This is a genomic window from Mesorhizobium sp. CNPSo 4689, from assembly GCF_057784325.1.
Window position 1 is genome coordinate 129,224 of sequence record NZ_JBWLUZ010000010.1, and the last position, 21,213, is coordinate 150,436.

General features: G+C 63.8%; 25 protein-coding genes and 1 pseudogene. 12 read left to right on the top strand and 14 right to left on the bottom strand.

The window, feature by feature from the left end:
- Positions 1–4: 4 nt before the first annotated feature.
- Positions 5–736: a TetR/AcrR family transcriptional regulator gene (locus AC04SI_RS16390; RefSeq protein WP_404274501.1), complete on the bottom strand. Its 732-nt coding sequence runs from the start codon at positions 734–736 to the stop codon at positions 5–7.
- A 145-nt stretch (positions 737–881) separates the two neighbouring features.
- Here AC04SI_RS16390 and AC04SI_RS16395 point away from each other — a divergent pair, with 145 nt between their 5' ends.
- Positions 882–2,063, top strand: coding sequence for an HlyD family secretion protein (locus AC04SI_RS16395; RefSeq protein ID WP_404274499.1), 1,182 nt, complete (start codon positions 882–884; stop codon positions 2,061–2,063).
- Between the two features lie 21 nt (positions 2,064–2,084).
- The gene (locus AC04SI_RS16400) at positions 2,085–3,680 is read left to right on the top strand and encodes a DHA2 family efflux MFS transporter permease subunit (protein ID WP_404274498.1); all 1,596 of its coding nucleotides are present in this window, start codon (positions 2,085–2,087) and stop codon (positions 3,678–3,680) included.
- 118 nt (positions 3,681–3,798) lie between these two features.
- On the opposite strand, the pseudogene AC04SI_RS16405 reads toward AC04SI_RS16400, so the two are convergent.
- From AC04SI_RS16405 to AC04SI_RS16425, 5 genes and pseudogenes are all read right to left on the bottom strand, one after another.
- Positions 3,799–3,924, bottom strand: a pseudogene (locus AC04SI_RS16405) (aromatic-ring hydroxylase C-terminal domain-containing protein); the annotation flags it as partial.
- Between the two features lie 36 nt (positions 3,925–3,960).
- The gene (msrB, locus tag AC04SI_RS16410) at positions 3,961–4,464 is read right to left on the bottom strand and encodes a peptide-methionine (R)-S-oxide reductase MsrB (protein ID WP_404274496.1); all 504 of its coding nucleotides are present in this window, start codon (positions 4,462–4,464) and stop codon (positions 3,961–3,963) included.
- Positions 4,465–4,664: 200 nt separating this feature from the next.
- Positions 4,665–5,222 (bottom strand): fasciclin domain-containing protein, encoded by a 558-nt coding sequence (locus AC04SI_RS16415; RefSeq protein ID WP_404274495.1) that lies wholly within the window; start codon positions 5,220–5,222, stop codon positions 4,665–4,667.
- Between the two features lie 221 nt (positions 5,223–5,443).
- Positions 5,444–6,163 carry an anti-sigma factor gene (locus AC04SI_RS16420; protein ID WP_404274494.1) on the bottom strand — a complete coding sequence of 240 codons (720 nt, stop codon included), beginning with the start codon at positions 6,161–6,163 and terminating at the stop codon, positions 5,444–5,446.
- Positions 6,160–6,699 carry a sigma-70 family RNA polymerase sigma factor gene (locus AC04SI_RS16425; RefSeq protein ID WP_006200641.1) on the bottom strand — a complete coding sequence of 180 codons (540 nt, stop codon included), beginning with the start codon at positions 6,697–6,699 and terminating at the stop codon, positions 6,160–6,162. Before AC04SI_RS16425 ends, AC04SI_RS16420 begins: the two co-directional genes overlap by 4 nt.
- A 149-nt stretch (positions 6,700–6,848) precedes the next feature.
- On the opposite strand from AC04SI_RS16425, the gene AC04SI_RS16430 reads away from it, so the two are divergent.
- The 3 genes from AC04SI_RS16430 to argB all read left to right on the top strand — a co-directional run bounded on the left by AC04SI_RS16430 (position 6,849) and on the right by argB (position 9,344).
- Positions 6,849–7,529: an amidase family protein gene (locus tag AC04SI_RS16430; RefSeq protein ID WP_404274493.1), complete on the top strand. Its 681-nt coding sequence runs from the start codon at positions 6,849–6,851 to the stop codon at positions 7,527–7,529.
- 17 nt (positions 7,530–7,546) lie between these two features.
- Positions 7,547–8,344 (top strand): amidase family protein, encoded by a 798-nt coding sequence (locus AC04SI_RS16435; protein ID WP_488474514.1) that lies wholly within the window; start codon positions 7,547–7,549, stop codon positions 8,342–8,344.
- A gap of 106 nt (positions 8,345–8,450) precedes the next feature.
- Positions 8,451–9,344: an acetylglutamate kinase gene (gene argB, locus AC04SI_RS16440; RefSeq protein ID WP_192178196.1), complete on the top strand. Its 894-nt coding sequence runs from the start codon at positions 8,451–8,453 to the stop codon at positions 9,342–9,344.
- Positions 9,345–9,351: 7 nt separating this feature from the next.
- On the opposite strand, the gene bchE is transcribed toward argB, so the two are convergent.
- Both bchE and AC04SI_RS16450 read right to left on the bottom strand, forming a co-directional pair.
- Positions 9,352–10,920 (bottom strand): magnesium-protoporphyrin IX monomethyl ester anaerobic oxidative cyclase, encoded by a 1,569-nt coding sequence (gene bchE / locus AC04SI_RS16445; protein ID WP_404274492.1) that lies wholly within the window; start codon positions 10,918–10,920, stop codon positions 9,352–9,354.
- A gap of 113 nt (positions 10,921–11,033) precedes the next feature.
- Entirely contained in the window at positions 11,034–11,510 is a 477-nt protein-coding gene (locus tag AC04SI_RS16450) for an Lrp/AsnC family transcriptional regulator (protein ID WP_404274491.1), read from the bottom strand.
- A 137-nt stretch (positions 11,511–11,647) separates the two neighbouring features.
- On the opposite strand from AC04SI_RS16450, the gene phhA reads away from it, so the two are divergent.
- Positions 11,648–12,481 carry a phenylalanine 4-monooxygenase gene (phhA, locus tag AC04SI_RS16455; protein WP_404274490.1) on the top strand — a complete coding sequence of 278 codons (834 nt, stop codon included), beginning with the start codon at positions 11,648–11,650 and terminating at the stop codon, positions 12,479–12,481.
- A gap of 4 nt (positions 12,482–12,485) precedes the next feature.
- Here phhA and AC04SI_RS16460 read toward each other — a convergent pair whose 3' ends face one another.
- A complete protein-coding gene (locus tag AC04SI_RS16460) occupies positions 12,486–12,968 on the bottom strand; it encodes a MarR family winged helix-turn-helix transcriptional regulator (protein ID WP_404274489.1) in 483 nt (160 codons plus the stop codon).
- 95 nt (positions 12,969–13,063) lie between these two features.
- Here AC04SI_RS16460 and AC04SI_RS16465 point away from each other — a divergent pair, with 95 nt between their 5' ends.
- Entirely contained in the window at positions 13,064–13,231 is a 168-nt protein-coding gene (locus AC04SI_RS16465; RefSeq protein WP_192178191.1) for a hypothetical protein, read from the top strand.
- A gap of 138 nt (positions 13,232–13,369) precedes the next feature.
- Here the strand turns inward: AC04SI_RS16465 and AC04SI_RS16470 are convergent, their stop codons facing one another.
- The 3 genes from AC04SI_RS16470 to AC04SI_RS16480 all read right to left on the bottom strand — a co-directional run bounded on the left by AC04SI_RS16470 (position 13,370) and on the right by AC04SI_RS16480 (position 15,929).
- Positions 13,370–14,809: a GMC oxidoreductase gene (locus AC04SI_RS16470; RefSeq protein ID WP_404274488.1), complete on the bottom strand. Its 1,440-nt coding sequence runs from the start codon at positions 14,807–14,809 to the stop codon at positions 13,370–13,372.
- Positions 14,806–14,979, bottom strand: coding sequence for a hypothetical protein (locus AC04SI_RS16475; RefSeq protein ID WP_404274487.1), 174 nt, complete (start codon positions 14,977–14,979; stop codon positions 14,806–14,808). The genes AC04SI_RS16470 and AC04SI_RS16475 overlap by 4 nt, the downstream gene beginning before the upstream one ends.
- Before the next feature lie 188 nt (positions 14,980–15,167).
- Complete coding sequence (locus AC04SI_RS16480; RefSeq protein ID WP_006200629.1) at positions 15,168–15,929, bottom strand: GGDEF domain-containing protein; 762 nt, start codon at positions 15,927–15,929, stop codon at positions 15,168–15,170.
- A gap of 150 nt (positions 15,930–16,079) precedes the next feature.
- On the opposite strand from AC04SI_RS16480, the gene AC04SI_RS16485 reads away from it, so the two are divergent.
- A complete protein-coding gene (locus AC04SI_RS16485) occupies positions 16,080–16,787 on the top strand; it encodes a pyrimidine 5'-nucleotidase (RefSeq protein WP_006200628.1) in 708 nt (235 codons plus the stop codon).
- An 8-nt stretch (positions 16,788–16,795) separates the two neighbouring features.
- Here AC04SI_RS16485 and AC04SI_RS16490 read toward each other — a convergent pair whose 3' ends face one another.
- Positions 16,796–17,635 carry an LOG family protein gene (locus AC04SI_RS16490; protein ID WP_404274486.1) on the bottom strand — a complete coding sequence of 280 codons (840 nt, stop codon included), beginning with the start codon at positions 17,633–17,635 and terminating at the stop codon, positions 16,796–16,798.
- Between the two features lie 145 nt (positions 17,636–17,780).
- Between AC04SI_RS16490 and dapD the strand changes: the two genes are divergently transcribed.
- The 4 genes from dapD (at position 17,781) to AC04SI_RS16510 (ending at position 20,176) form a co-directional block, all read left to right on the top strand.
- Positions 17,781–18,635 carry a 2,3,4,5-tetrahydropyridine-2,6-dicarboxylate N-succinyltransferase gene (dapD, locus tag AC04SI_RS16495; protein WP_404274485.1) on the top strand — a complete coding sequence of 285 codons (855 nt, stop codon included), beginning with the start codon at positions 17,781–17,783 and terminating at the stop codon, positions 18,633–18,635.
- A gap of 72 nt (positions 18,636–18,707) precedes the next feature.
- Positions 18,708–19,061, top strand: a complete 354-nt coding sequence (locus AC04SI_RS16500; RefSeq protein WP_404274484.1) for a DUF805 domain-containing protein — start codon at positions 18,708–18,710, stop codon at positions 19,059–19,061.
- Positions 19,054–19,428, top strand: a complete 375-nt coding sequence (locus AC04SI_RS16505) for a DUF805 domain-containing protein (RefSeq protein WP_167480895.1) — start codon at positions 19,054–19,056, stop codon at positions 19,426–19,428. The genes AC04SI_RS16500 and AC04SI_RS16505 overlap by 8 nt, the downstream gene beginning before the upstream one ends.
- A 13-nt stretch (positions 19,429–19,441) precedes the next feature.
- Entirely contained in the window at positions 19,442–20,176 is a 735-nt protein-coding gene (locus tag AC04SI_RS16510) for a hypothetical protein (RefSeq protein WP_404274483.1), read from the top strand.
- A gap of 4 nt (positions 20,177–20,180) precedes the next feature.
- On the opposite strand, the gene AC04SI_RS16515 is transcribed toward AC04SI_RS16510, so the two are convergent.
- A complete protein-coding gene (locus tag AC04SI_RS16515; RefSeq protein ID WP_488474505.1) occupies positions 20,181–21,197 on the bottom strand; it encodes a 2-dehydropantoate 2-reductase in 1,017 nt (338 codons plus the stop codon).
- Between the last annotated feature and the right edge of the window lie 16 nt (positions 21,198–21,213).

Below are 21,213 nucleotides of genomic sequence, written 5' to 3' on the forward strand. Positions count from 1 at the left end.
CAAGTCAGCGCTTCGCCTCCAGCGCAATCATCTGGTGGCTTTCTTCCTCGGCAAGCCTTTCGGTGCCGTAGGCCTTCAGGAACATGGCGACGCCCGACCTGACGACATGGTCGATTTCCTCCTGGCTCGGGGCCTTGGTACGGTAGGCGAACATGCATTGGCGGAAAAGGCCGGCCAGGCAGAGTTCCGTGAACTGATAGGCGGCAAGATCGACATCGTCGATCTTGAGCAGGCCGCGTTCGATCGCGGCATTGAGAAAAGCCGCCACCCTGTCATGGCCGCGTTTCGGGCCGCGTTCGTAAAACCGCGCGCCCATGTCGGGTATTCTGTCCGCCGCGCCGATCACCGTGCGCTGCGCCTGGATCACCTTGGCCGATGTGATCTTGAGCGATAGCACCTTGCCGAACTTCACCAGCGTCTGGCGAAGATCGTCGGCGCGGTCGAGCATGTCGTACATATTCTTGAAGATCGTGCCGCGCTCTTCCTCGATCAGCGCCTCGAACAGCTCTTCCTTGTTGGCGAAATAGACGTAGATCGTGCCCTTGGAGACACCGGCCTCGCGCGTGATGTCGTTCATCGACGCGGCTTCGAAGCCCTTGTCGATGAAGACGCGGCGGGCGCCTTCGATAATCTGGCTGCGTTTGACCGGATCCTGTCCGGCCGCCGGGCGACCGCGACGCAGGCTGTCCAGCACATCGCACTGGTCCTTGCCGGTGTCGGATAGTGTTTCGGCCATAAAAGTCACACCTCGCAAAATAATTCGAACCGAACGGTTCGATTGCCCTTGATATGGGCCCGTTTTGGCGCTAAGTCAACGCCCATATCGAACCGAACGGTTCAGTCTAACAGGTTTCGCTTATATAGACCGATAGAGAGATATCATGTCCTCGAACGCGCCCGTCACCGCCGAAGTCCGTCCATTCCCCAATGCCAAGGTCGCGCCGTCGACCGAAGCGCCGGAAGTGCCCTTGCAGCCCGTCACCGACGCACCGGCCGAGGCGCCGGCGAAGAAGAAGCGCTCGGTGCGCTCCCTGCTTTTGCCCATCATCGGGCTCGGATTGCTCGGCGCCGGCGCCTGGTACGGCTACGATTACTGGACCGACGGCCGCTTCATGATCTCAACCGACGACGCCTATGTCCAGGCCGACATGGCGTTCGTCTCGCCGAAGATTTCCGGCTATGTCGACCAGGTCAAGGTGAGCGAGAACCAGCAGGTCAAGGCCGGCGACCCGCTGCTGACGATCGATTCCGGCGACTACAAGATAGCCGTAGCCCAGGCTGAGGCGCAGATCGCCACCTTGAGCAAGACGCTCGACCGCATAGACGCGCAGACCAAGGCTGCACAGGCCTCGCTCCAGCAGGCTGAGGCGCAGAAGACCGCCGATCAAGCCGCGGCCGACAATGCCGGTCGCGCCCAGCAGCGCGCGGCGCAATTGCTGAAGACGCATGTCGGCACGCAGGCGCAGCTCGACGACGCCCAGACCGCCCTCGATCAGGCCAAGGCCGCGCTTGTCGGTGCCGACGCCCAGATCGCGGCGGCGCAGGCCAATATCGGCGTGCTCGAGGCGCAGCGCGCCGAATCTGCCAGCACGCTGGCCTCGCTGCAGCTCAGCCACGACAAGGCGGCACGCGACCTCTCCTTCACCGTGCTCAAGGCGCCCTATGACGGCGTCGTCGGCAATCGTTCGGTCGAACAGGGCGACCTGGTCAGCCCCGGACAGAAGCTCGCGGTCATCGTGCCGATGGACAAGCTCTACATCGTCGCCAACTTCAAGGAGACGCAGCTTGCCCGGCTGGTGCCCGGCGAAAAGGTCAGGATTTCGGTCGATGCGACCGACGGCCAGGATTTCGAAGGCACGGTGTCGTCGCTGGCGCCGGCCTCGGGTGCCGTGTTCTCGCTGCTGCCGCCGGAAAACGCGACCGGCAACTTCACCAAGGTCGTGCAGCGTATCCCGGTGCGCATCGACGTGCCGGCGGACGTCCTGAAGACCGGCAGGCTGCGGGCAGGCCTCAGCGTCGTCGTCGCCGTCGACAGCCGCACCGCGCCGGCTGCCTCGAAGTAAGCGAACCTCGGGAGCAGTGTCATGGCGACCGCAACCCTGACCGCAGGATCGGTACCGGCCATTCCGGCGCAGGCCGACCACATACCGGTTCGCCGCGTCATCGCCTTCCTGGCGATGGTGTTCGGCATGTTCATGGCAATCCTGGACATCCAGATCGTCTCGGCTTCGCTGTCCGAGATCCAGGCGGGCCTCAGCGCCAGCTCCGACGAGATCCCGTGGGTGCAGACCGCCTATTTGATCGCCGAGGTGGTGATGATCCCGCTGTCCGGCTTCCTCAGCCGGATGCTGTCGACGCGCGTGCTGTTCACGGTTTCGGCGGCGGGCTTCACCGCCGCCAGCGCGCTGGCGGCGACGGCCACCAACATCGACCAGATGATCGTCTACCGCGCCATCCAGGGTTTTATCGGCGGCGGCATGATCCCCAGCGTCTTCGCTGCCGCCTTCACCATCTTCCCGCCGTCGCGCCGCGCCTTCGTCTCGCCGATGATCGGCCTGGTGGCGACGCTGGCGCCGACCATCGGCCCGACGGTCGGCGGCTATATCAGCCACGCCATGTCCTGGCACTGGCTGTTCCTGATCAATGTCGTGCCGGGCATCCTGGTGGCGACGGCGGCCTGGTCGCTGATCGATTTCGACAAGCCCAACCTCAAGCTGTTCAGCAAGTTCGACTGGTGGGGCCTGATCGGCATGGCCGCCTTCCTCGGCTGCATGGAATATGTGCTGGAGGAAGGCCCGAACCACGACTGGCTGCAGGAGCCGGCGGTTTTCGCCTGCGCCATCATCATGACCGTCGGCGCGGTGGTGTTCTTCTGGCGCGTCTTCACCGCCGAGGAGCCGATCGTCGACCTCAGGGCTTTCAGCAACGTCAACTTCGCCTTCGGCTCGCTGTTCTCTTTCGTCGTCGGCATCGGCCTGTACGGACTCACCTATCTCTATCCGGTGTTCCTCGGCCGTATCCGCGGCTACGATTCGATGATGATCGGCGAGGCGCTGTTCGTCAGCGGCCTGGCGATGTTCTTCACCGCGCCCGTCGCCGGCATCTTGTCGAACAAGATCGATTTGCGGCTGATGATGATGATCGGCTTCTTCGGCTTTGCCACCGGCACGTGGTGGATGACGCATCTGACCGCTGACTGGGATTTTTATGAACTGCTGATCCCGCAGATCCTGCGCGGCTGTTCGATGATGCTGTGCATGGTGCCGATCAACAACATCGCGCTGGGCACATTGCCGCCGGATCGGCTGAAGAATGCGTCGGGCCTGTTCAACCTCACCCGCAATCTCGGCGGCGCCGTCGGCCTCGCCCTCATCAACACGGTGCTGATCGACCGCAACGCCTTCCACTATGCAAGGCTTGCCGAACATGTGCAGTGGGGCAGCGCCGAGGCCCAGACCAAGCTGCAGAACATGACGCTCAACTTCGAGCAGACCGCCGGGCTCGATGCCTCCAAGGCAGCGATCTCCAAACTGTCGGGCATGGTCCAGCAGCAGGCGGCGCTGCTGTCCTTCATGGACGTGTTCTTCATGCTGACGGTGCTGTTCGCGACGCTGGGGCTTTTCGTCCTGTTCATCCGCAAGCCGCCCGAACAGGGCGGCGGTGGCGGCGGAGGCCATTGAGAGCGCCGGAACCCCGCCTGGCGCTCTCGCGCATGACCCCGGAAATTGGAAACGATTTCCGGGGTCATGCTAAAAGATCAAACCATCCCTCCATATCAGGACATTGGCTATGCCGGTGCTATGCCGCGCCAGGCGGTCCGAACCATCTGGTCAGCACGTCGGCCAGCGGCGTCGGCGTTGGCCCGCCAACCCAGGCCACATAGCCGTCGGGCCGGATAAGCACGGCGCCGGGGGCAGTAACCGCTCGCCTCACAGCCGCAATTCCAAATTTTCGCCTGATCTAGGCCGCAGCCGGCTTGAAGGTCAGTGCGACGCCGTTGATGCAGTGGCGCAGGCCGGTCGGCGGCGGCCCGTCGTCGAAGACATGGCCGAGATGGCCGCCGCAACGGCGGCAGTGGACTTCGGTGCGGGTCATGCCGAGCGAGCGGTCCACGGTCTTGCCGACAGCATTGGGGATCTCCTGCCAGAAGCTCGGCCAGCCGGTGCCGGAATCGAACTTGGTCTCGGACGAATAGAGCGGCAGGTCGCAGCCGGCGCAGGCGAAAACGCCCTTGCGGTGCTCGTTGAGCAGCGGGCTGGTGCCGGGGTATTCCGTGCCTTCCTTGCGCAGCACGTTGTAGGCCGCGTCGGACAGGATGGCGTGCCACTCGGCGTCGGTTTTGGTCACCTCGAAGGTCTGGGCCGCCAGCGCATCCTTGGGCCCTCCCATGCGCAGCATTGCCGCCGTGCCGGCCAACAATGCCATGGCGGCAGCGCCGCTCCAGAGAAAGTCGCGACGGGTCATGCCATTCCTCCTGCTATCAATTTGCCAGATTAGACCGCCAGCCGGAAATCAAAAGCCGGTGACGGTCCTGAAAACGAACACTCCGCACCGGCTCCATCCCTGGAGCAACGCTGCGGAGCGAACGCTTGCCGATCGCGCGGTCATTGACCCGCGCGATCGGCAGGGTGCTTGCTGCCAGTTCGCCGGCAGCAGGCCCTTTGTTACATCTTCGGCAAGAGAACCTTGTCGATGACGTGGATGACGCCGTTCGACTGCTCGACATCGGCGATCGTCACATTGGCGACGTTGCCGTTCTCGTCGGTGACGGTGACCTTGCCGCCATCGGCCTTGAGCGTCAGTTCGCAACCGCCGGCGGTCTTGGCCTTGTGCGCGCCGCCATCATCGCTGACCATCTTGGTCACGTCAGCCGCCAGCGCCTTGGCGCCGATAACATGGCAGGTCAGGATCTTGGTCAGCTTGTCCTTGTTCTCGGGCTTGAGCAGCGTTTCGACGGTGCCGGCCGGAAGCGCGGCGAAGGCCTCGTTGGTCGGCGCGAACACGGTGAAGGGACCGGCGCTTTGCAGGGTGTCGACCAGGCCGGCTGCCTTGACGGCTGCAACCAGCGTGGTGTGGTCCTTCGAATTGACGGCGTTCTCGATGATGTTCTTCTTGGCATACATCGGGGCGCCTCCAACCATCGGATTGGCGGCATAGGCTGCAGCGCCGAGCGCGGAAACGGCGATCGTGCCGGCAAGCAAAAGGGTGGCGAGTTTACGCATGATTTCTATCTCCTCTGGATATTGTTTCCCGTTTTTGGGAACGCAAGGAGATACGGGGTAGAAAGGCGTGAGTTTCGTCGATCGACAAAAAAGTTTTGCCTCGAAGGCTGATGAATGGAATCTCCCCGTACGATCTTTTGCCAGCTTGCATGCTTGCAGGATCCAACTACCATGGCAGATAGATTTGAAATCTGCTTATGCCGCAAGTCAAAAATGGGAGATCATATGCCTTTGAGATCGCCCGCGGCGACGACAGGCCCGGTCGGCTGGCCGGTCGGCGAGCCACCTGTCGGCTCGACGCTGACGGCAAGCACGGCGCCTTGCGCGAGCTTCTGCTGGACAGCCGGCGTAACCGCCAGGTGCGTGATCTGGCCAGCCGGGATGACGCCCATCGAGACCGGGGCATTCTTGCCCTCGATCATCCACAGCTCGAAGTCCTTGCCGGCGGCACGCTCACCGGAAACCAGCGACAGGCCGACATCGCGGCGCGCCGCGTCATAGACGACGAGATATTTGACGTCGCTGCCGTCGGCCGCCAGCGAGGCGACAAGCCGCTCCTGCGGCGCAACGACCGGCGGGTTGAGGTAGGGCACGGCGACGTAGATGGCGAGCGCGGCGACGGCCGACGCGGCAAGGCCGCGCCAGAAGCCAAGGCTCGACCAGAGGCCGGCGCTTGGCTGTGTCGCAGTCGACGAGGAGGCGAACAGCCGGCGGTCGACCGCCGGTTTGACCGAGGCCGGAGGCTCTACCTCGGGATAGGCGGCGGCCATCGGCGAAAAATGCACTTCCCAGCTGTCGACCAGGCGGGCGAAACCGGATTCGGTGTCGATGCGGCGGGCCGCGATCTGGCGCTCGTCCGTGGCGAGCACGCCAAGAACGTATTCGGCGGCGAACAGGTCGTCGCCTCCACGTTCCGGTCCGTTGTCCTCTGCCAGCGTCATCTTTCCAGGCATTCCCTGAGCTTCAACAGGCTGCGCCGCAGCCAGGTACGCATCGTGTTCAGCGGCACGCGATGGCGCTCCGCAAGTTCGGCATAACTTTCGCCGTTGAGATAGGCGCCCCGGACGGCCGCCGCCCGGTCCTTTTCAAGTTCATCGAGACAATGGTAGATGCGTTCGGACTCACCGCCCGCCACAACCATGGCCTCCGGTCCCGGCGCCGGATCGGCCACGTCGAGCGCGGCATCGATATGGGCGGCAGGCACCCGCCGCGCCCTGATGCGATCGATCGCATGATTGCGCGCAATGGCCACCAGCCAGGAAATCGGGCTCAGATCAGAGACAGCGAAACGGTCCGCCTTGGTCCATATCTTGACGAAGACTTCCTGAAGCGCTTCTTCCGCATCTCCCCGGTCGTTCAATACACGAAGGCAGACGCCGAAAAGTTTCGCGCTTGTCTGCCTGTAGAGCAGATCGAACGCGGCCCGGTCCTTCATCGAAGTCCGGACGATCAGCTTGCTGATGTCCTGCGGCGCCATGCCGCAAATTAGGCGATTGCGTTATATTTGCAATCGCGGAAACGATGTTGTTCACCACCCAGGCGCGCCTGCTTGCCGCCGACAAATCATGCGCCGTTGCCAAGGAAATCGCCTGCGGCTAGCCTCCGGCCAGGCGGGAGAGGGCGGCGATGTCGGTTGAACGGGTGTTGTGGGAGCAGGATGCAACCGGCCTGGCCGGGCTGGTGCAGCAAGGAGAGGTCTCGCCGCAGGAGCTTGTCGATGCGGCGATCGCGCGGGCCGAGGCGACCCGCCCCGATATCAACGCCATCGCCGAGCCGCTCTACGACGCGGCGCGATCGCGCGCCAAAACCGTCGACCGCAAGCTGCCGCTAGCCGGCGTGCCCTTCGCGATCAAGGATCTCGGCATCGCCATCAAAGGCGTGCCGACCCATGGCGGCAGCCGCATTCCGGCTTTCACCGCCGACTTCAATTCGGTGATGACCGAGCGCTATCTTGCCGCCGGTCTCATTCCGATCGCCACCAGCACCTCGCCCGAGCACGGGCTGAGGCTGATGACCGAGTCGGCCGCGTTCGGCATCACCCGCAATCCGTGGGATACGGGCCATACGACGGGCGGCTCTTCCGGGGGCGCCGCCGCGCTGGTGGCGGCCGGCGTGGTGCCGGCGGCGCACGCCTCGGACGGCGGCGGCTCTATCCGCGTGCCGTCGGCCTGCAGCGGGCTGGTCGGGCTGAAAACCTCGCGCGGCCGCGTGCCGCTGACGCCGCTGGTCAGCGAGAGCTGGTACGGCATGGTCGTCGACCACGCGGTCGCCGCTCGGTCCGCGATACGGCGCTGCTGCTCGACCTGACCCACGGCGCCGATCCGCTGTCACCCTATGCCGCACCGTCGCCGAAAGGCAGTTTTGCCGCCGCGGCGGCGCGCGATCCCGGCAAGCTCAAGCTCGCCGTCTACCGGAAATCGCCGCTCGGCCTGCCGATTTCGGTCGAGACGTTGACGGCGCTGGACACGGCGGTGGCGCTGGCGCGCGAGGGCGGCCATACGGTCGAGGAGATCGACCTGCACTATATCGATCGCGACTTCATGGCCGATTTCTGCAAGACGGTGGCTTCCGCCGTGGCCGGTACCATGCGTGCCGAGGCCTTGCGCGTCGGCCGCTCTGTTGCCGGTGACATCGAGCGCACCACGCGCGTGCTCAGCCGCTTCGGCGAGATCATTCCGGCCGGCGAGATCTATGAGATCCTGCAGCGGCTGCATGCTACGTCGCGCCAGCTTATCAGTGAGACCGCGCAGTATGACGCCGTGCTGATGCCGATCATCGCGCACCCGCCGCTCGCCTGCGGCGCCATGGACCCGAAGGGCGCCGACGAATTCATCGAGAACATGCTGGACAAGATGCACCTCACCCGGCTTTTGAAGATTGAGTCGCTGTTCGGGCAATTGATGGACAAGAGCCTGTGGTTCACCCACTGGCCGGCGATCCAGAATGTCAGCGGCCAGCCATCGATTGCGCTGCCCGTCCATGTCACCGCGGCCGGGCTGCCGCTCGGCATCCAGGCCGCCGGACGCCCAGGCGACGAGGAGACGCTGTTGTCCTTCGCCGCGCAGATGGAGAAGATTTCCGGCTGGCAGAAGCGGCGGGCACCGCTCAAGGCGCCGGCCTAGGTCCCGCAGCACGCGATTTCATCAATTTGTGACAGCAAAGCCGTTTGCGGCCTGCGCCAATTCCCGCTAAGACGCCGCCGTTCATGCCAAGCTGGGATCCATACCGATGACGGACATCGCCGCCACCGCCGAAATGCAGGCCGCGCTGCTCTCCAGGGCTCTGCCCTACATGCAGCGCTACGAGAACAAGACGGTGGTGGTGAAGTATGGCGGCCATGCCATGGGCGACATCGAGCTCGGCAAGGCCTTTGCCCGTGACATCGCGCTGTTGAAGCAATCCGGCGTCAACCCGATCGTCGTCCATGGCGGCGGGCCGCAGATCGGCGCCATGCTCAACAAGATGGGCATCGAATCGAAGTTCGAGGGCGGCCTGCGTGTCACCGACCAGAAAACGGTCGAGATCGTCGAGATGGTGCTGGCCGGTTCGATCAACAAGGAGATCGTGGCACTGATCAATGCCGAGGGCGAGTGGGCAATCGGCCTGTGCGGCAAGGACGGCAACATGGTGTTCGCCGAAAAGGCGCGCAAGACCATGATCGACCCGGATTCCAACATCGAGCGTGTGCTGGACCTCGGCTTCGTCGGCGAACCGGTGGAGGTCGACCGCACGTTGCTCGATCTCCTGGCGCGCTCCGAAATGATTCCGGTGCTGGCGCCGGTGGCGCCTGGCCGCGACGGCCATACCTACAACATCAATGCCGACACTTTCGCCGGCGCCATCGCCGGCGCCTGCCAGGCCTCGCGCCTGTTGTTCCTGACTGACGTGCCCGGCGTGCTCGACAAGAACAAGAAACTGATCGACGAGCTGACGGTGGCCGAGGCCAAGGCGCTGATCAAGGACGGTACGGTGTCGGGCGGCATGATCCCCAAGGTCGAGACCTGCATCGAGGCGATAGAGCGCGGCGTCGAAGGCGTCGTCATCCTCAACGGCAAGACGCCGCATTCGGTGCTGCTGGAACTGTTCACCGAGCACGGCGCCGGCACGCTGATCGTGCCGTAACGGCTTGTCAGCCGGCTAATCTTTTCGCAGCCGGAGCTTCGAGATTGCCCATGCCGGGAATGGCCGGCTTCCGCGCCGGGCGTTGGACAATCATCGATTCCTCCTCGGCATCCTGCGGTGCGCCCCAGAATTCGGCCAGCGTCGGGCCGTCCTTCAGGCGGCGGTCGCGGACGAGAAAACCCCAGACCTCGCGGAACCAGACGCGGCGGCCCATCTGCGTGTACCAGCGCATCGAATGGCGCTGCTCGGGATCCTTATGGAACAGGATGCGCGCCAGCGCCTTCGGTCGCGACTGTACCGCCAGTTCGATCAGCTTGACGCTGAAGAACAGCATCCAGGGTTTGAGTCGGGTCATCTGCAGAACCTGGTGCTTGTAGTCCCAAAGGTGGGCGTCCAGTTGGATCACCTTGCGGTCCCTGGCGATACGGAAGAACGGCGTCCAGCGGTGCGGGGTGACATAGAGCGCCTGGATCTGGTCCGGGTCATAGGCGATCAATTGGCGGAAGCCGCGCCAGAGGTCGCGTAAGCCTTCGTCCTCGAAGCCGGCCACCCAGGTCGCCATCGACAGGATGCCATGCTGCCTGAGCAGCCGGATCGCCTCGCGGTCGGAGGAGGTGCTGCCGCCCTTGCGAATCAATTGCAGCGTCTGTTCGTCGGTGTTTTCCATGCCGAGCAGCCAGCGGATGACGCCTGCCTTGCGATAGAGATGCAGGATGTCGGCGTCGCGCACGATGTCGTCGGCGCGGGTCGAGCCAACGATCAGCACCGGCACGTTCTCGGCGATCAGCGCGTCGAGGAAGGCGCGCCATGCCTTCTTCGAAACCGTCGGGTTCTCGTCGGCGACGTTGATCAGTTCGACGCCGTGCTCGCGATGCAGCCAGGCGATCTCCTGCGCGAACTTCTTTGGATCGCGGTGCCGCCAGCGGGTCCAGAAACCGCGCTGGCCGCAATAGTTGCACAGATGCGGACAGCCACGCGAGAACTGCATGACCACGGCGCGCTTGCCGCCCCAATAGCTGTAGCGGCGGTGGTCGATCAGCTCCCAGCCGACACGATAATCGTCGAGATTGGCGATCGTCTTCGCCGGCTGGGTGGCGAAGGGGCGGCGCAAATCGTCGCGAAAGGCGATGCCATGCACCTCAGACAGCGGCTCGCGCCGTTGCAGCGCCTCGATGAGTGCTGCGATGGTGGCCTCGCCCTCGCCGCGCACGATGAAGTCGAAGGCATCCGTTTCAGCGAGAATGTCACGCCAGTGATAAGTCGGGAACACGCCGCCATAGATGACGATCGTCGCCGGGGCTTGAGCCTTGATCATCTGCGCGATGCGCAAGGCCGTCGGATGCGCCGAGGTCGAGCCGGAATGGCCGATGAGGACGCAGTCTGGCTGGCCGCCCAAGGCGTCGAGGATGAGTACAGCAAGCGGCATCGGACCAAATTCCGCATCGACGAGGCGCACAAGATGGCCGGCGTCGAGCAGTGGACCGCCCAGCGCCAGGAGCCCGAGCCGCGGCAGATGGTCGTCCGGCACGCGGCTGCCGATGGCGGTGTGCGGCGGATTGATTAGGACGATGTTCATGGCGGACCCCTTTGCAATGGTGGTCCGCGTGTCCTACCCGGCGATCTGGATGGCGAGTTGGCTCTCTTGCGCAGTTTGCGTGCAGCTTTCCCGCAGAAATGCCAGTACGAACCTTATCGGCGCAAATGCGCGAGCGGCACATGGCCCGGGCCCTTGATGTTCTGCAGCACGAGCTGGGTGTGAACGTCGCGCACGCCATCAAGCCGCATCAGCCGGTGCATGACGAAGTGGTTGAGCTCGTCGACCGACGGCACCATGACATGCAGGAGGAAGTCGTGGTCGCCGGTCATCGTCCAGCAGGCGGACACCTCGTCCATGCGCTGAACGGCGGCGATGAAGCTTTCCGGCGAGCCGTCGCTATGGCTGACCAGGCGCACCTGGATGAACACCTCAACCGTCAGGCCGACGGCGCGACGGCTGATGACGGCGGCAAAGCCCTTGATGACGCCGGTGTCCTGCAGGGCCTCGAAGCGGCGCGCGCAAGGCGTTGTCGACAGCCCGATTTCCTGGGCGAGCTCCGACACCGGCTTGCGTCCGTCGCGCTGCAGGATGTCGAGCATCCTGATTTCGAATTCGTCAAACTGAGGCATTTTCACTCTCCAACAGCTTTCCGATAGCGCCTTTTACCTCAAATGCTGCGTTTAGGCCATCATCAAAGCGGATATGCCTCGCCGTCTCGGGCTAGAATTGCTCCACGATTGGCCATGAATTCATGAGGAGAAGAGCCATGACAATGAGCGTTGCCGACTATGCAAGGGAATGTGCGGCGCAGGGGCTGCGCGGCGATTATTCGGTCTGCCGCGCCGATTTCACCGTGGCGCAGGGCTATGACTACAGCGCCGACGAGCAGGCGGTGTGGCGCACGCTGTGCGACCGCCAGACGAAGCTGACGCGGAAGCTGGCCCATCACTCCTATCTCGACGGTGTTGCAGCTCTTGGCCTGCTTGACAGGATCCCGGACTTCGATGCGGTCAGCGAAAAGCTGCGCAAGCTCACCGGCTGGGAAATCGTCGCCGTGCCGGGGCTGATCCCCGCCGCGCCGTTCTTCGACCATCTCGCCAACCGCCGCTTCCCGGTGACCAACTGGCTCAGGACGCGAGATGAGCTCGACTACATTGTCGAGCCGGACATGTTCCACGACTTCTTCGGCCATGTGCCGATCCTGACTCAGCCGGTCTTCGCGGATTTCATGCAGATGTATGGCCAGAAGGCCGAGGACGTGATCGCGCTCGGCGGTGACGAGATGATCACCCGCCTCTACTGGTACACCGCCGAATACGGGCTGATGCAGGAGGCCGGCCAGCCGTTGAAGGCCTTTGGCGCCGGGCTGATGTCATCCTTCACCGAGCTGCAGTTCGCCGTTGAGGGAAACGACGCGCATCATGTGCCCTTCGACCTCGAAACGGTGATGCGCACCGGCTACGAGATCGACAAGTTCCAGCGCGCCTATTTCGTGCTGCCGTCCTTCGATGTCCTGCGCGATGCCTTCCAGACCGCCGACATGGCCGGCATCGTCGGACGCAGCAAGGGCAAGCCGGCGCTCGACCCGGCAGCCGTCTGACCACTCAGCCGGCCTCGGTCTTCAGACGGGCAAGCTGCTCGCGCTGCAGGTCGAGTGCCGCGGTGGTGAAACGCAATATGGTGGCCAGTTCGGCATCGCTGAAGCTGGCCATCATCTTTTGCCCCTCCTGAGCAATGGCGCCGTAATAGCGCGCCGACAGGTCCCGCGTGCGCTCCGTCGCCTCGATGACCACCTTGCGCCTGTCTTCCAGGCTGCGCGTGCGAGTGAGGAACCCGCGTGCCTCCAGCCGGTCGATCAGCGCGGTGACGGCGGCCGGCGTCAAGCCCGTCGCGACCGCGACCGCGCCTGCCGATTGCGGGCCGCCACAGAGCAGCCCGAGGCAATGCCGCTCGGCCGCGTTCAGCCCAAGCTTTGCGCCCACCGCCTCGTCATAGGCCTGCGTCGTATCCTGCCAGCGCATGATGGCGAGGCTGATCGCCTCGGCCATTTCGGCGGGATTTTTGGTTGACGAATTTATTTCGATCATCTAACTATCAATCTGTCTAACATTAAGACGATTGCATCAATATGCGGCTGTGACTTGCGCAAGGCAAGGACCCGCCGCCAACAAGGAGTGAAAAGATGAGCTTGATCCAACACCGCGCCCCTCTCTCGCATGAGGAGGAGTTCAAATACGCCAAGCTGGCCATGGAATGGTATGGCTGGGGGTCGCCCATCGGCCTCGGCATCCTGCTGGTGGCGCTGGCCGCCGCGGCCGTGCTGGTGCGCATTGCTGTGTACGGCTTCTAAACCCAGTACGGTCTTCCCAAAGGCGCGCCCAAGGCAGCGCCGGCCGCCTTCCCGGGTGCCGGCGCCGCCTGTTTTTAGGCCCGCTCTAAGTACGCAATTCCGGACGGAAAACCGCCGCGCACTTTTCCTGGAATTGCGCTAGACGGCGATCACCTTACCAAGGTGGTCACCCAACCGGCAGGCCAGTGCGGTGATGGTCGTCGTCGGGTTGCACTCGCCTGACGTGCAGAACACCGAGGAGCCGCCGACATAGAGATTGTCCATGCCATGGACCTTGCAGTTGGCGTCGACGACGCTTCTAGTCACATCCGTTCCCATGCGCGTGCCGCCCATATGATGATGGCCGGCGGTTTCCTCGTTGGTCGGATAGTCCCCGCCATTGCCGATCCAGTCGGCGATGCGAACGCGGCCGAGATTCTTCTGAGCCAGCGTCGTGCCGAACAGTCTCAACCCCTCCAGCAAGGTGCGGCGTTCCAGTTCCGACTTTTTCCAATGCAGTTCGATGCGCGGCACGCCGGCATGGTCGACATCGGTCTTCGACAGTTCGATCTGGTTCGAGGCCAGAGGTGCCTGTTCCCAGGCGACATAGAGCTGGGCGGCGCAGCGCAGGTTCTGGTTGAGCCTGGAGGACATCCATTCGGCCATGTCAGGCGCCGTGCAGGCAAGGTCGGCGATCAGGCGCTTGACATGGGGATAGGGCGTTTCGATCAGCCTGATACCGAAATTCATGATCTGCAGCCGTTCCATCGCGGCCAGCGTCGGCGAGAAGAAGGCCTCGTTGTCGGCATCGACCTCGAACTCGCCATAGTCGGCGAGGATGGCATTGCCGCCCTCGAAGGTCGGGTGCTCCATCCAGTAACGGCCGAGCGCGGTGGCGTTCGGCACGACGCCGCCATTCGAGCGCTGGTTCGACCACAGAAGCAGCCGCGAATTCTCCAGCCCGCCGGTGCAGGTGATGAAATAATCGGCACTGAAGGCGCCGGCGTCCTGGCCGCTCGACCACAGCCTGGCCCCGGTCACCCGCTTGCCGTCGCCGGCGAGCTCGGTGGCATAGGTGTTGAGCACCACGGCGATGTTCTTGCTCGCGTCCAGCTCGTCGGCGAATTTTTCGCCAAAGCGTACAGCCGGGCTCTTGATCAGCTGTGTCCAGCGGATGTCGTCCGAAATCGGCACATCCGGCCGGAAGTCGGGGAGCTCGAGGATGTCGTGCACCTCAGGCAGATAGGGCTCGATATCGGCACGGCTGATCGGCCAGCCGGTGTCCGGTGCCCAGGCCTTGGGCTCGAAATCTTGGCTGTCGAGCACGCGGCACCAGCCGGCCCAATGGTTCGAGGAGCCGCCCATGAAGCGCAGCCGCGTGATGTCGAGGTCGAAATAGGGATCGCCTACCGTGGTGCCGCGATAGAAATCCTGCGACTCGTCGCTGAATTCGCGTGAGCCCGCCTCCAGCACGACAACCGGAATGCCCGCGGCGTCAAGCTTTCTGGCGATCGTCGTGCCGGCGGGACCGGAACCGAGGATGCAGACCTTGGCCGGAAAGTTGGCCGCGCGAAAGGCCTCGTAACTGTCGAAAATCATGCGAGGTCGCTCCGCTTGAGGATCCAGCCATTGACCTCGACGATCTCGTCGGGGTCGACTACGGCAGCCTGGTTGCGGAACAGCGACAATGCCGGCAGTGCGATGAGCATCTGCACGATCATGCGGCGCGGCATTTTTCTGGTGAAGAAATTCCCGGTGAAGAAGGTCATGGCACGTCTTTCGATGGGGGCTTCGATCCACGCATGGCATTCCCTGAACGGCACACGCCCGTCAGGAAAAGCCAGTTTCGTGCCAACCTCGCCGGAAGACCTGCTACAACCGGGTAACCGGGCTGGTTGAGTGCAAACAAGGTTAGGATTTTCCGATCGCCGGTAGAGGCAGTGATGCGCTGTGGGCCTCAGGCGGCTTCCGGGACATCGCGGTCGAGGATCGCGAGATTGCGGCCACGATGCTTGGCCTCGTAGAGCCGGCGGTCGGCGGCGCGCATCAGGTCGGACACGCCGATGCCTTCGCCGCAGGTGGTGCCGCCGATGCTGACTGTCAGCGGAACCGTCCGCTCGTCGACGGGACGGAAGCGGATCAGTTCGACCTCCCGGCGGATGCGCTCGGCGACGCGTTTGGCCTCCTGTTCGGTGGCGCCGGTCAGGAAGGCGGCGAATTCCTCGCCGCCGATGCGGCCGAGCACGTCGCCGCTGCGCACACCGCGTTCGATGGCGGCGGCGATCAAGAGCAGCGCGTCGTCGCCGGTCAGATGACCGAAGCTGTCATTGATCTTCTTGAAGTGGTCGGCATCGATGATCAGCAGCGCGCCGCGATCGGATTTGCGCCGCGAGCCGTCGAGCGCAGCAAAGAAGCTCTCGCGGTTGAGCATGCCGGTCATGTCGTCGCGGCTGGCCTTTTCCGACAGGCGCCGGTGCGCGGCGGCAAGCTGGGCGTGTGCCCGGGCGAGTTCGCGATGCGCGCTTTTCAACCTCTCGCTCTGCCAAAAGGTGGTTGCACTGGCGATCCAGGCAAGGGCCAGTGGGCAGACTGTGGAGGTCAGCCAGATCGTGCGGCTGATCGGGAAGCCCAGTGCGGGGACGATGATCAGCGTCAACAAAAGCGAGACTGCTACCGAGCCGAAAGCGACGGCGGCGGATTTCAGAATTAGGCGATTCATCGCTGGCTCCCACAGAACCGCTTGTGTGCCCAGCAAGCCCTGAAGACCACCTTTCGGCGATGCTTAAAATTTGAAACGAGGCCCCACTTTCACATCTTTCGACGCGCATAAGTTGTGGATAAGCACCTGACCAGCGTGCCATAAGGAGGCATGACCACGCTGCCTGACCCCGCACGCTTCGCCCATGTCACCGACTGGGTGTTCGATCTCGACAACACGCTCTATCCGCACCATTCGAACCTGTTCGCGCAGATCGACGTGAAGATGACCGCCTATGTCGGAGAGCTGCTGACGCTGCCGCGCGACGAGGCGCGCAAGCTGCAGAAGGAACTCTACCTAGAGTATGGCACGACGCTGAACGGCCTGATGACGCGCCACGGCATCGACCCCGACGATTTTCTCGAAAAGGTCCATGACATCGACTATTCGTGGCTGGTGCCCGATCCGGTCCTCGGAGCCGCCATCCGCCAGTTGCCCGGGCGCAAGTTCATCTTCACCAACGGCGATCGCAGGCATGCCGAACGCACCGCGCGCCAGCTCGGTATACTCGAGCATTTCGACGCCATCTTCGACATCGTCGCGGCCGGGCTGAACCCCAAGCCGGCACGCCAGACCTATGAGCGGTTTGCCGAGCTGCACGCCGTCACCGGCCACAATGCGGTGATGTTCGAGGACCTTGCCCGCAATCTGGCCGTGCCGAAATCGCTCGGCATGACCACGGTGCTGGTGGTGCCGCGCAATTTCGAGCCGACCTTCTCGGAGATCTGGGAACGCGACCCGGCCAACGAGGACGACGTCGATTTCGTCACCGACGATCTAGCCAGTTTTCTCACGGCGATCGTCGAAGTGCCGGCCTGAGACGCGGGTCAGAGATTGTAAAAGCGGCTGATAATGCCCCAGGCCTCGTCGGCGGTGTCGACGAAATCGATGATGTCTTGGTCGCCGGGCGTGATCGTGCCCTGTTCGGCCAGGAAATCGAGATCGATCGCCTTTTGCCAGAAGGACTTGCCGAACAGGATCACCGGCACGCGCTCCATGCGCCCGGTCTGGATCAGCGTCAGCGTCTCGAAGAATTCGTCCATCGTGCCGAAGCCGCCGGGGAATACCGCGACCGCCTTGGCGCGCATGACGAAATGCATCTTGCGGATGGCGAAATAGTGGAAGTTGAAGCAGAGCTCGGGCGTCACATAGGCGTTCGGCGCCTGCTCGTGCGGCAGCACGATGTTGAGGCCGATCGACGGAGCGCCGACATCGTCGGCGCCGCGGTTGCCGGCTTCCATGACGCCAGGCCCGCCGCCGGTGACGACGACGAATTCTCGGTAGTAGGAGGTGGCCGACTGCTGCGAGCAGAGGCGGGCGAACTTGCGCGCCTCCTCGTAATAGCGGCTGTTCAGCTCGAGGTTCTTCTTCTGCGTGTCGTTCTTCGCCGCCCAAGCTTCGCCGCCGGGCTCGGGAATGCGCGCGCCGCCGAACAGGATCACGGTCGAACGGATGCCGCGTTCAGCGAGGATCATCTCCGGCTTCAGAAGCTCGAGCTGCAGCCGCACCGCGCGCAATTCGCGCCGTGTCATGAACTCGGGGTCGTTCCAGGCCAGACGGTAGGTGTCGGCGCGCGTCTGCGGCGTGTCCGGCACGCTCTTTGCGCGCTCCAGATCCTCGTCCGAATGCGGCAGCGGCGTCCACCCCGCCTTTTCCATTGGCGTCATTTGCTCTACCCGTCCCAATAATTCACTTGCGCCGTCCCATGGCGCACTCGCGATTGACCCCCAATAAGCCTTAACATAGGGTCCGCGCGACTTTCAAAATAGGTTAAGGCGCTGCCCCTTAACAGCTTGGTAACGGAGCGAAATCATGTCGAAGACTGATCTGGCGAGCCTCGAAAAGACCATCGAGAAGGCCTTCGAGGAGCGCGACACGATTTCGACCGCGACCCGGGGCGAGACGCGCGACGCCATCCAGTCGGCGCTCGATCTGCTCGACCGCGGCACCGTGCGTGTCGCCGAACGGCAGGACGATGGCAAGTGGCACGTCAACCAGTGGCTGAAGAAAGCGGTGCTGCTTTCCTTCCGGCTCAACCCGATGGAGATCATCAAGGGTGGTCCGGGCGAGGCGGTGTGGTGGGACAAGGTGCCGTCGAAATTCGACGGCTGGGGTGCCGTCGATTTCGAAAAGGCCGGCTTCCGTGCCGTACCCTCCTCGATCGTGCGTCGCTCGGCCTATATCGCGCCGGGCGCGGTGCTGATGCCGTCCTTCGTCAATGTCGGCGCCTATGTCGATACAGGCACCATGATCGACACCTGGGTCGGGGTCGGCTCCTGCGCCCAGATCGGCAAGAACGTGCATCTTTCGGGCGGCGTCGGCATCGGCGGCGTGCTGGAGCCGATGCAGGCCGGCCCGACCATCATCGAGGACAATTGCTTCATCGGCGCGCGCTCGGAAGTGGTCGAGGGCTGCATCGTACGTGAAGGCTCGGTGCTCGGCATGGGTGTGTTCATCGGCCAGTCGACCAAGATCGTCGACCGCGCCACCGGCGAGGTCTTCTATGGCGAAGTGCCGCCAAATTCCGTCGTCGTCGCCGGCTCGATGCCGGGCAAGGCCTTCCCGAACAACGAGCCCGGCCCCAGCCTCTACTGCGCCGTCATCGTCAAGCGGGTCGACGCCAAGACCCGCTCCAAGACCTCGATCAACGAATTGCTGCGCGATTGATCTTTTCCGGAAACGGACGCACCTTCCGCCGGCGCGACAATCCGTCGCGCTGGTTCGAGATGGAGGGGTAGCATGGACTGGAAATTCCTTCTGACCAGCTATGAAGGCCGCATCAATCGCGGCAAGCTCTGGGCCTGCGTCGGCGTGATATTCGTCGGCGGGCTTGTTGCGGCGATCATAGACAACATCATCGGCACGACATTCAACGGCGTGCCTTATGGTTTTGTGTATGTGATCTACGCGCTCGCCATGCTCTATAGCGTTTTCGCCGTCTACGCCAAACGCTGGCACGACCGGGACAAGTCGGGCTGGTGGTCGCTGATCGGGCTCGTGCCGATCATCGGCGGCATCTGGATGCTGGTCGAGCTCGGTATTCTCGAAGGCACCAGGGGCGCCAATCAGTATGGACCGGACCCGCTTGCCTGAAAAATCCGACCTCATCTGGCTGTTCTTCAAAACTTCAGGCCGCGTCAGCCGCGCGGCCTATTTTCTCGGTGGGCTGCTGGTGGCCATCGTGCAGGCCTTCCCGCTCTACCGCTTCACGCTGGTGGCGGAGGGTTCGCCCGAGAGCAACATGTGGTCGTTCATCTTCTTCGTCGCCTTCATCGCCTCGCTGTGGTCGAACATCGTGCTGGCGGTGAAGCGGCTGCACGATCTCGACAAGCCAGGCATCGCGGCGCTGGTGCTGTTCGTGCCGGTCGTCTCGATCATCGCCTTCCTGGTGCTCTGCCTGTTTCCCGGGCAGCCTGGACCCAACCGCTACGGTAGGCGCACCAACGCGCCGGCCGACTGACGGGGACCGGTCGATGCGCTACCGCACGCTTGATCCGAAACTGATCATCGAGACGGCCGAAAAACTGCAGGACCGCGTCGCGGAGCGTTTTCCCGATGCCGGCCTGCGCGGCGTCGCCGCCGAGCTGGTCTCCTTGTCGCGCGACCTGACAAAGGGCGCCAAGGCGCTGGAAGCGCCGATCTGGTGGCTGCGTGGCCTCATCGTCGCCGCCGTCGTCGCCGGGGCGCTGATGTTCCTGTTCGTCGGCACCGTCCTGCCGTTCGACCGCATTTCCAAGCCCGGCGACGCCGTCCAGTCGGTGCAAGGCATCGAAGCTTCGCTCAACATGGTCATCCTCGCCATTGTCGGCTTCCTGGCGCTGATCCGCTCGGAAGAGCGCATCAAGCGCAAGCAAGTGTTTCGCCAGCTGCACGGCTTGCGCTCGCTGATCCATGTCATCGACATGCACCAGCTGACCAAGGATCCGGCGACGCTTTCCGCCAGTTTCAAGCCGACCGCGCATTCGCCGGTCCGCATCACCAACGCCGCCGACCTGGCGCGCTATCTCGACTATTGCTCGGAAATGCTGTCGATCACCGGCAAGATCGCCGCGCTGTTCGCCCAGTCCGTCAATGACAACGTCGTCATCGACGGCGTCAACGACATCGAGAACCTGGCCTCCAACCTGTCGCGCAAGATCTGGCAGAAGATCACCCTGATCGAAGGCCGGCCTCAGGATGGTCGACGGGGGAAAAAGAACCAATCCTGATCCATCAGGCCCTGACCGCTTCCGGGGCCAGCCCGGGCGAGCCCTGTCTTTGCCACTCGGCCTCGCGCACCAAAGCCGCGACGCGCGCCGTTACAGGCGCCGGCACGCCTGCCTTTTCCGCCAGGCTGAGCACCGCGCCCTGCAGCTCGCCGATCTCCGTCGGCCGGCCGCGCTGCAGATCGTCCCACATCGACGAGCGTGCCTCTGGGTCGATGGCCAGCATGCGTCGGGCCAGACGCTTGAACAGCCAGTCCGGCAGGCGGAGCACTTTTGGCATCAGCGCAGGGGGCAAGCCGGCAATCCGTGCTGATTTGATGCCGCAAGTCTTCATTGCCGCCAGCGCCTCGCCGATCTGGCCAGCCAGGATCAGCCGCCAGCGGCGGTCTGCCAGTTCGGTGGCCAAAGGCAGGTTGGACAGCGCCACCAGCGCGTTGTTCAGGTTCATCAACAGCTTGCCCCACAGCACCGCCGTCATGTCGCCATGGGTTTCAACTGCCAGCCCCTCGACAGCAAACAATTCGGCCAGGCCGGCCACGCCGTCCTCGATCATCACCTGGCCCTCGCTGGCGCGGTGCACGCGCAGTGGCTCGCCGTCAGGTGACTGGACGACGTTGAAGGGCACCATGCCGGCAAGCACTTGCCGGCCGGCCAACCCTGTCCGCAGCCTGTCGGCATTGTCGACGCCGTTCTGCAGGCTGACCACAATGGCATCCGGGCGGGCGTTGGCGGCAATCAGCGCAGCCATCTCCTGCGTCGCGCCGCTCTTGACCGTCACCAGGATCACCTCGGCATCGCGCAGGGCGGCCGCCGGATCGGCTGTGGCCGACAGCGCCTCCGGGCTCACGCAGCGGTCGCGGCCGTCGAGATCGGTGACCCGCAAACCATCCTTGCGCACCACATCGCCGATGCGTGGCCGTGCCAGCAGAATTACCCGCCGGCCGGCCAGCGCCAGACAGCCGCCGACATAGCAGCCGATGCTGCCGGCGCCGGCGATTGCGACCATGCTGTCGTTGTTGGCCATGCGATAGTCCATTGTT

What these genes read in the sequence shown, in the direction of transcription:
- argB (WP_192178196.1), top strand. Translation starts at nt 8,451, where the DNA reads ATGACGGACATCGCCGCCACCGCCGAAATGCAGGCCGCGCTGCTCTCC.
- AC04SI_RS16425 (WP_006200641.1), bottom strand. Translation starts at nt 6,699, where the DNA reads ATGGCGCCGCAGGACATCAGCAAGCTGATCGTCCGGACTTCGATGAAG.
- dapD (WP_404274485.1), top strand. Translation starts at nt 17,781, where the DNA reads ATGTCGAAGACTGATCTGGCGAGCCTCGAAAAGACCATCGAGAAGGCC.
- AC04SI_RS16450 (WP_404274491.1), bottom strand. Translation starts at nt 11,510, where the DNA reads ATGCCTCAGTTTGACGAATTCGAAATCAGGATGCTCGACATCCTGCAG.
- AC04SI_RS16515 (WP_488474505.1), bottom strand. Translation starts at nt 21,197, where the DNA reads ATGGCCAACAACGACAGCATGGTCGCAATCGCCGGCGCCGGCAGCATC.
- AC04SI_RS16430 (WP_404274493.1), top strand. Translation starts at nt 6,849, where the DNA reads ATGTCGGTTGAACGGGTGTTGTGGGAGCAGGATGCAACCGGCCTGGCC.
- AC04SI_RS16490 (WP_404274486.1), bottom strand. Translation starts at nt 17,635, where the DNA reads ATGACGCCAATGGAAAAGGCGGGGTGGACGCCGCTGCCGCATTCGGAC.
- phhA (WP_404274490.1), top strand. Translation starts at nt 11,648, where the DNA reads ATGACAATGAGCGTTGCCGACTATGCAAGGGAATGTGCGGCGCAGGGG.
- bchE (WP_404274492.1), bottom strand. Translation starts at nt 10,920, where the DNA reads ATGAACATCGTCCTAATCAATCCGCCGCACACCGCCATCGGCAGCCGC.
- AC04SI_RS16500 (WP_404274484.1), top strand. Translation starts at nt 18,708, where the DNA reads ATGGACTGGAAATTCCTTCTGACCAGCTATGAAGGCCGCATCAATCGC.
- AC04SI_RS16485 (WP_006200628.1), top strand. Translation starts at nt 16,080, where the DNA reads ATGACCACGCTGCCTGACCCCGCACGCTTCGCCCATGTCACCGACTGG.
- AC04SI_RS16510 (WP_404274483.1), top strand. Translation starts at nt 19,442, where the DNA reads ATGCGCTACCGCACGCTTGATCCGAAACTGATCATCGAGACGGCCGAA.
- AC04SI_RS16415 (WP_404274495.1), bottom strand. Translation starts at nt 5,222, where the DNA reads ATGCGTAAACTCGCCACCCTTTTGCTTGCCGGCACGATCGCCGTTTCC.
- msrB (WP_404274496.1), bottom strand. Translation starts at nt 4,464, where the DNA reads ATGACCCGTCGCGACTTTCTCTGGAGCGGCGCTGCCGCCATGGCATTG.
- AC04SI_RS16475 (WP_404274487.1), bottom strand. Translation starts at nt 14,979, where the DNA reads ATGACCTTCTTCACCGGGAATTTCTTCACCAGAAAAATGCCGCGCCGC.
- AC04SI_RS16480 (WP_006200629.1), bottom strand. Translation starts at nt 15,929, where the DNA reads ATGAATCGCCTAATTCTGAAATCCGCCGCCGTCGCTTTCGGCTCGGTA.
- AC04SI_RS16460 (WP_404274489.1), bottom strand. Translation starts at nt 12,968, where the DNA reads ATGATCGAAATAAATTCGTCAACCAAAAATCCCGCCGAAATGGCCGAG.
- AC04SI_RS16395 (WP_404274499.1), top strand. Translation starts at nt 882, where the DNA reads ATGTCCTCGAACGCGCCCGTCACCGCCGAAGTCCGTCCATTCCCCAAT.
- AC04SI_RS16420 (WP_404274494.1), bottom strand. Translation starts at nt 6,163, where the DNA reads ATGACGCTGGCAGAGGACAACGGACCGGAACGTGGAGGCGACGACCTG.
- AC04SI_RS16390 (WP_404274501.1), bottom strand. Translation starts at nt 736, where the DNA reads ATGGCCGAAACACTATCCGACACCGGCAAGGACCAGTGCGATGTGCTG.
- AC04SI_RS16465 (WP_192178191.1), top strand. Translation starts at nt 13,064, where the DNA reads ATGAGCTTGATCCAACACCGCGCCCCTCTCTCGCATGAGGAGGAGTTC.
- AC04SI_RS16400 (WP_404274498.1), top strand. Translation starts at nt 2,085, where the DNA reads ATGGCGACCGCAACCCTGACCGCAGGATCGGTACCGGCCATTCCGGCG.
- AC04SI_RS16470 (WP_404274488.1), bottom strand. Translation starts at nt 14,809, where the DNA reads ATGATTTTCGACAGTTACGAGGCCTTTCGCGCGGCCAACTTTCCGGCC.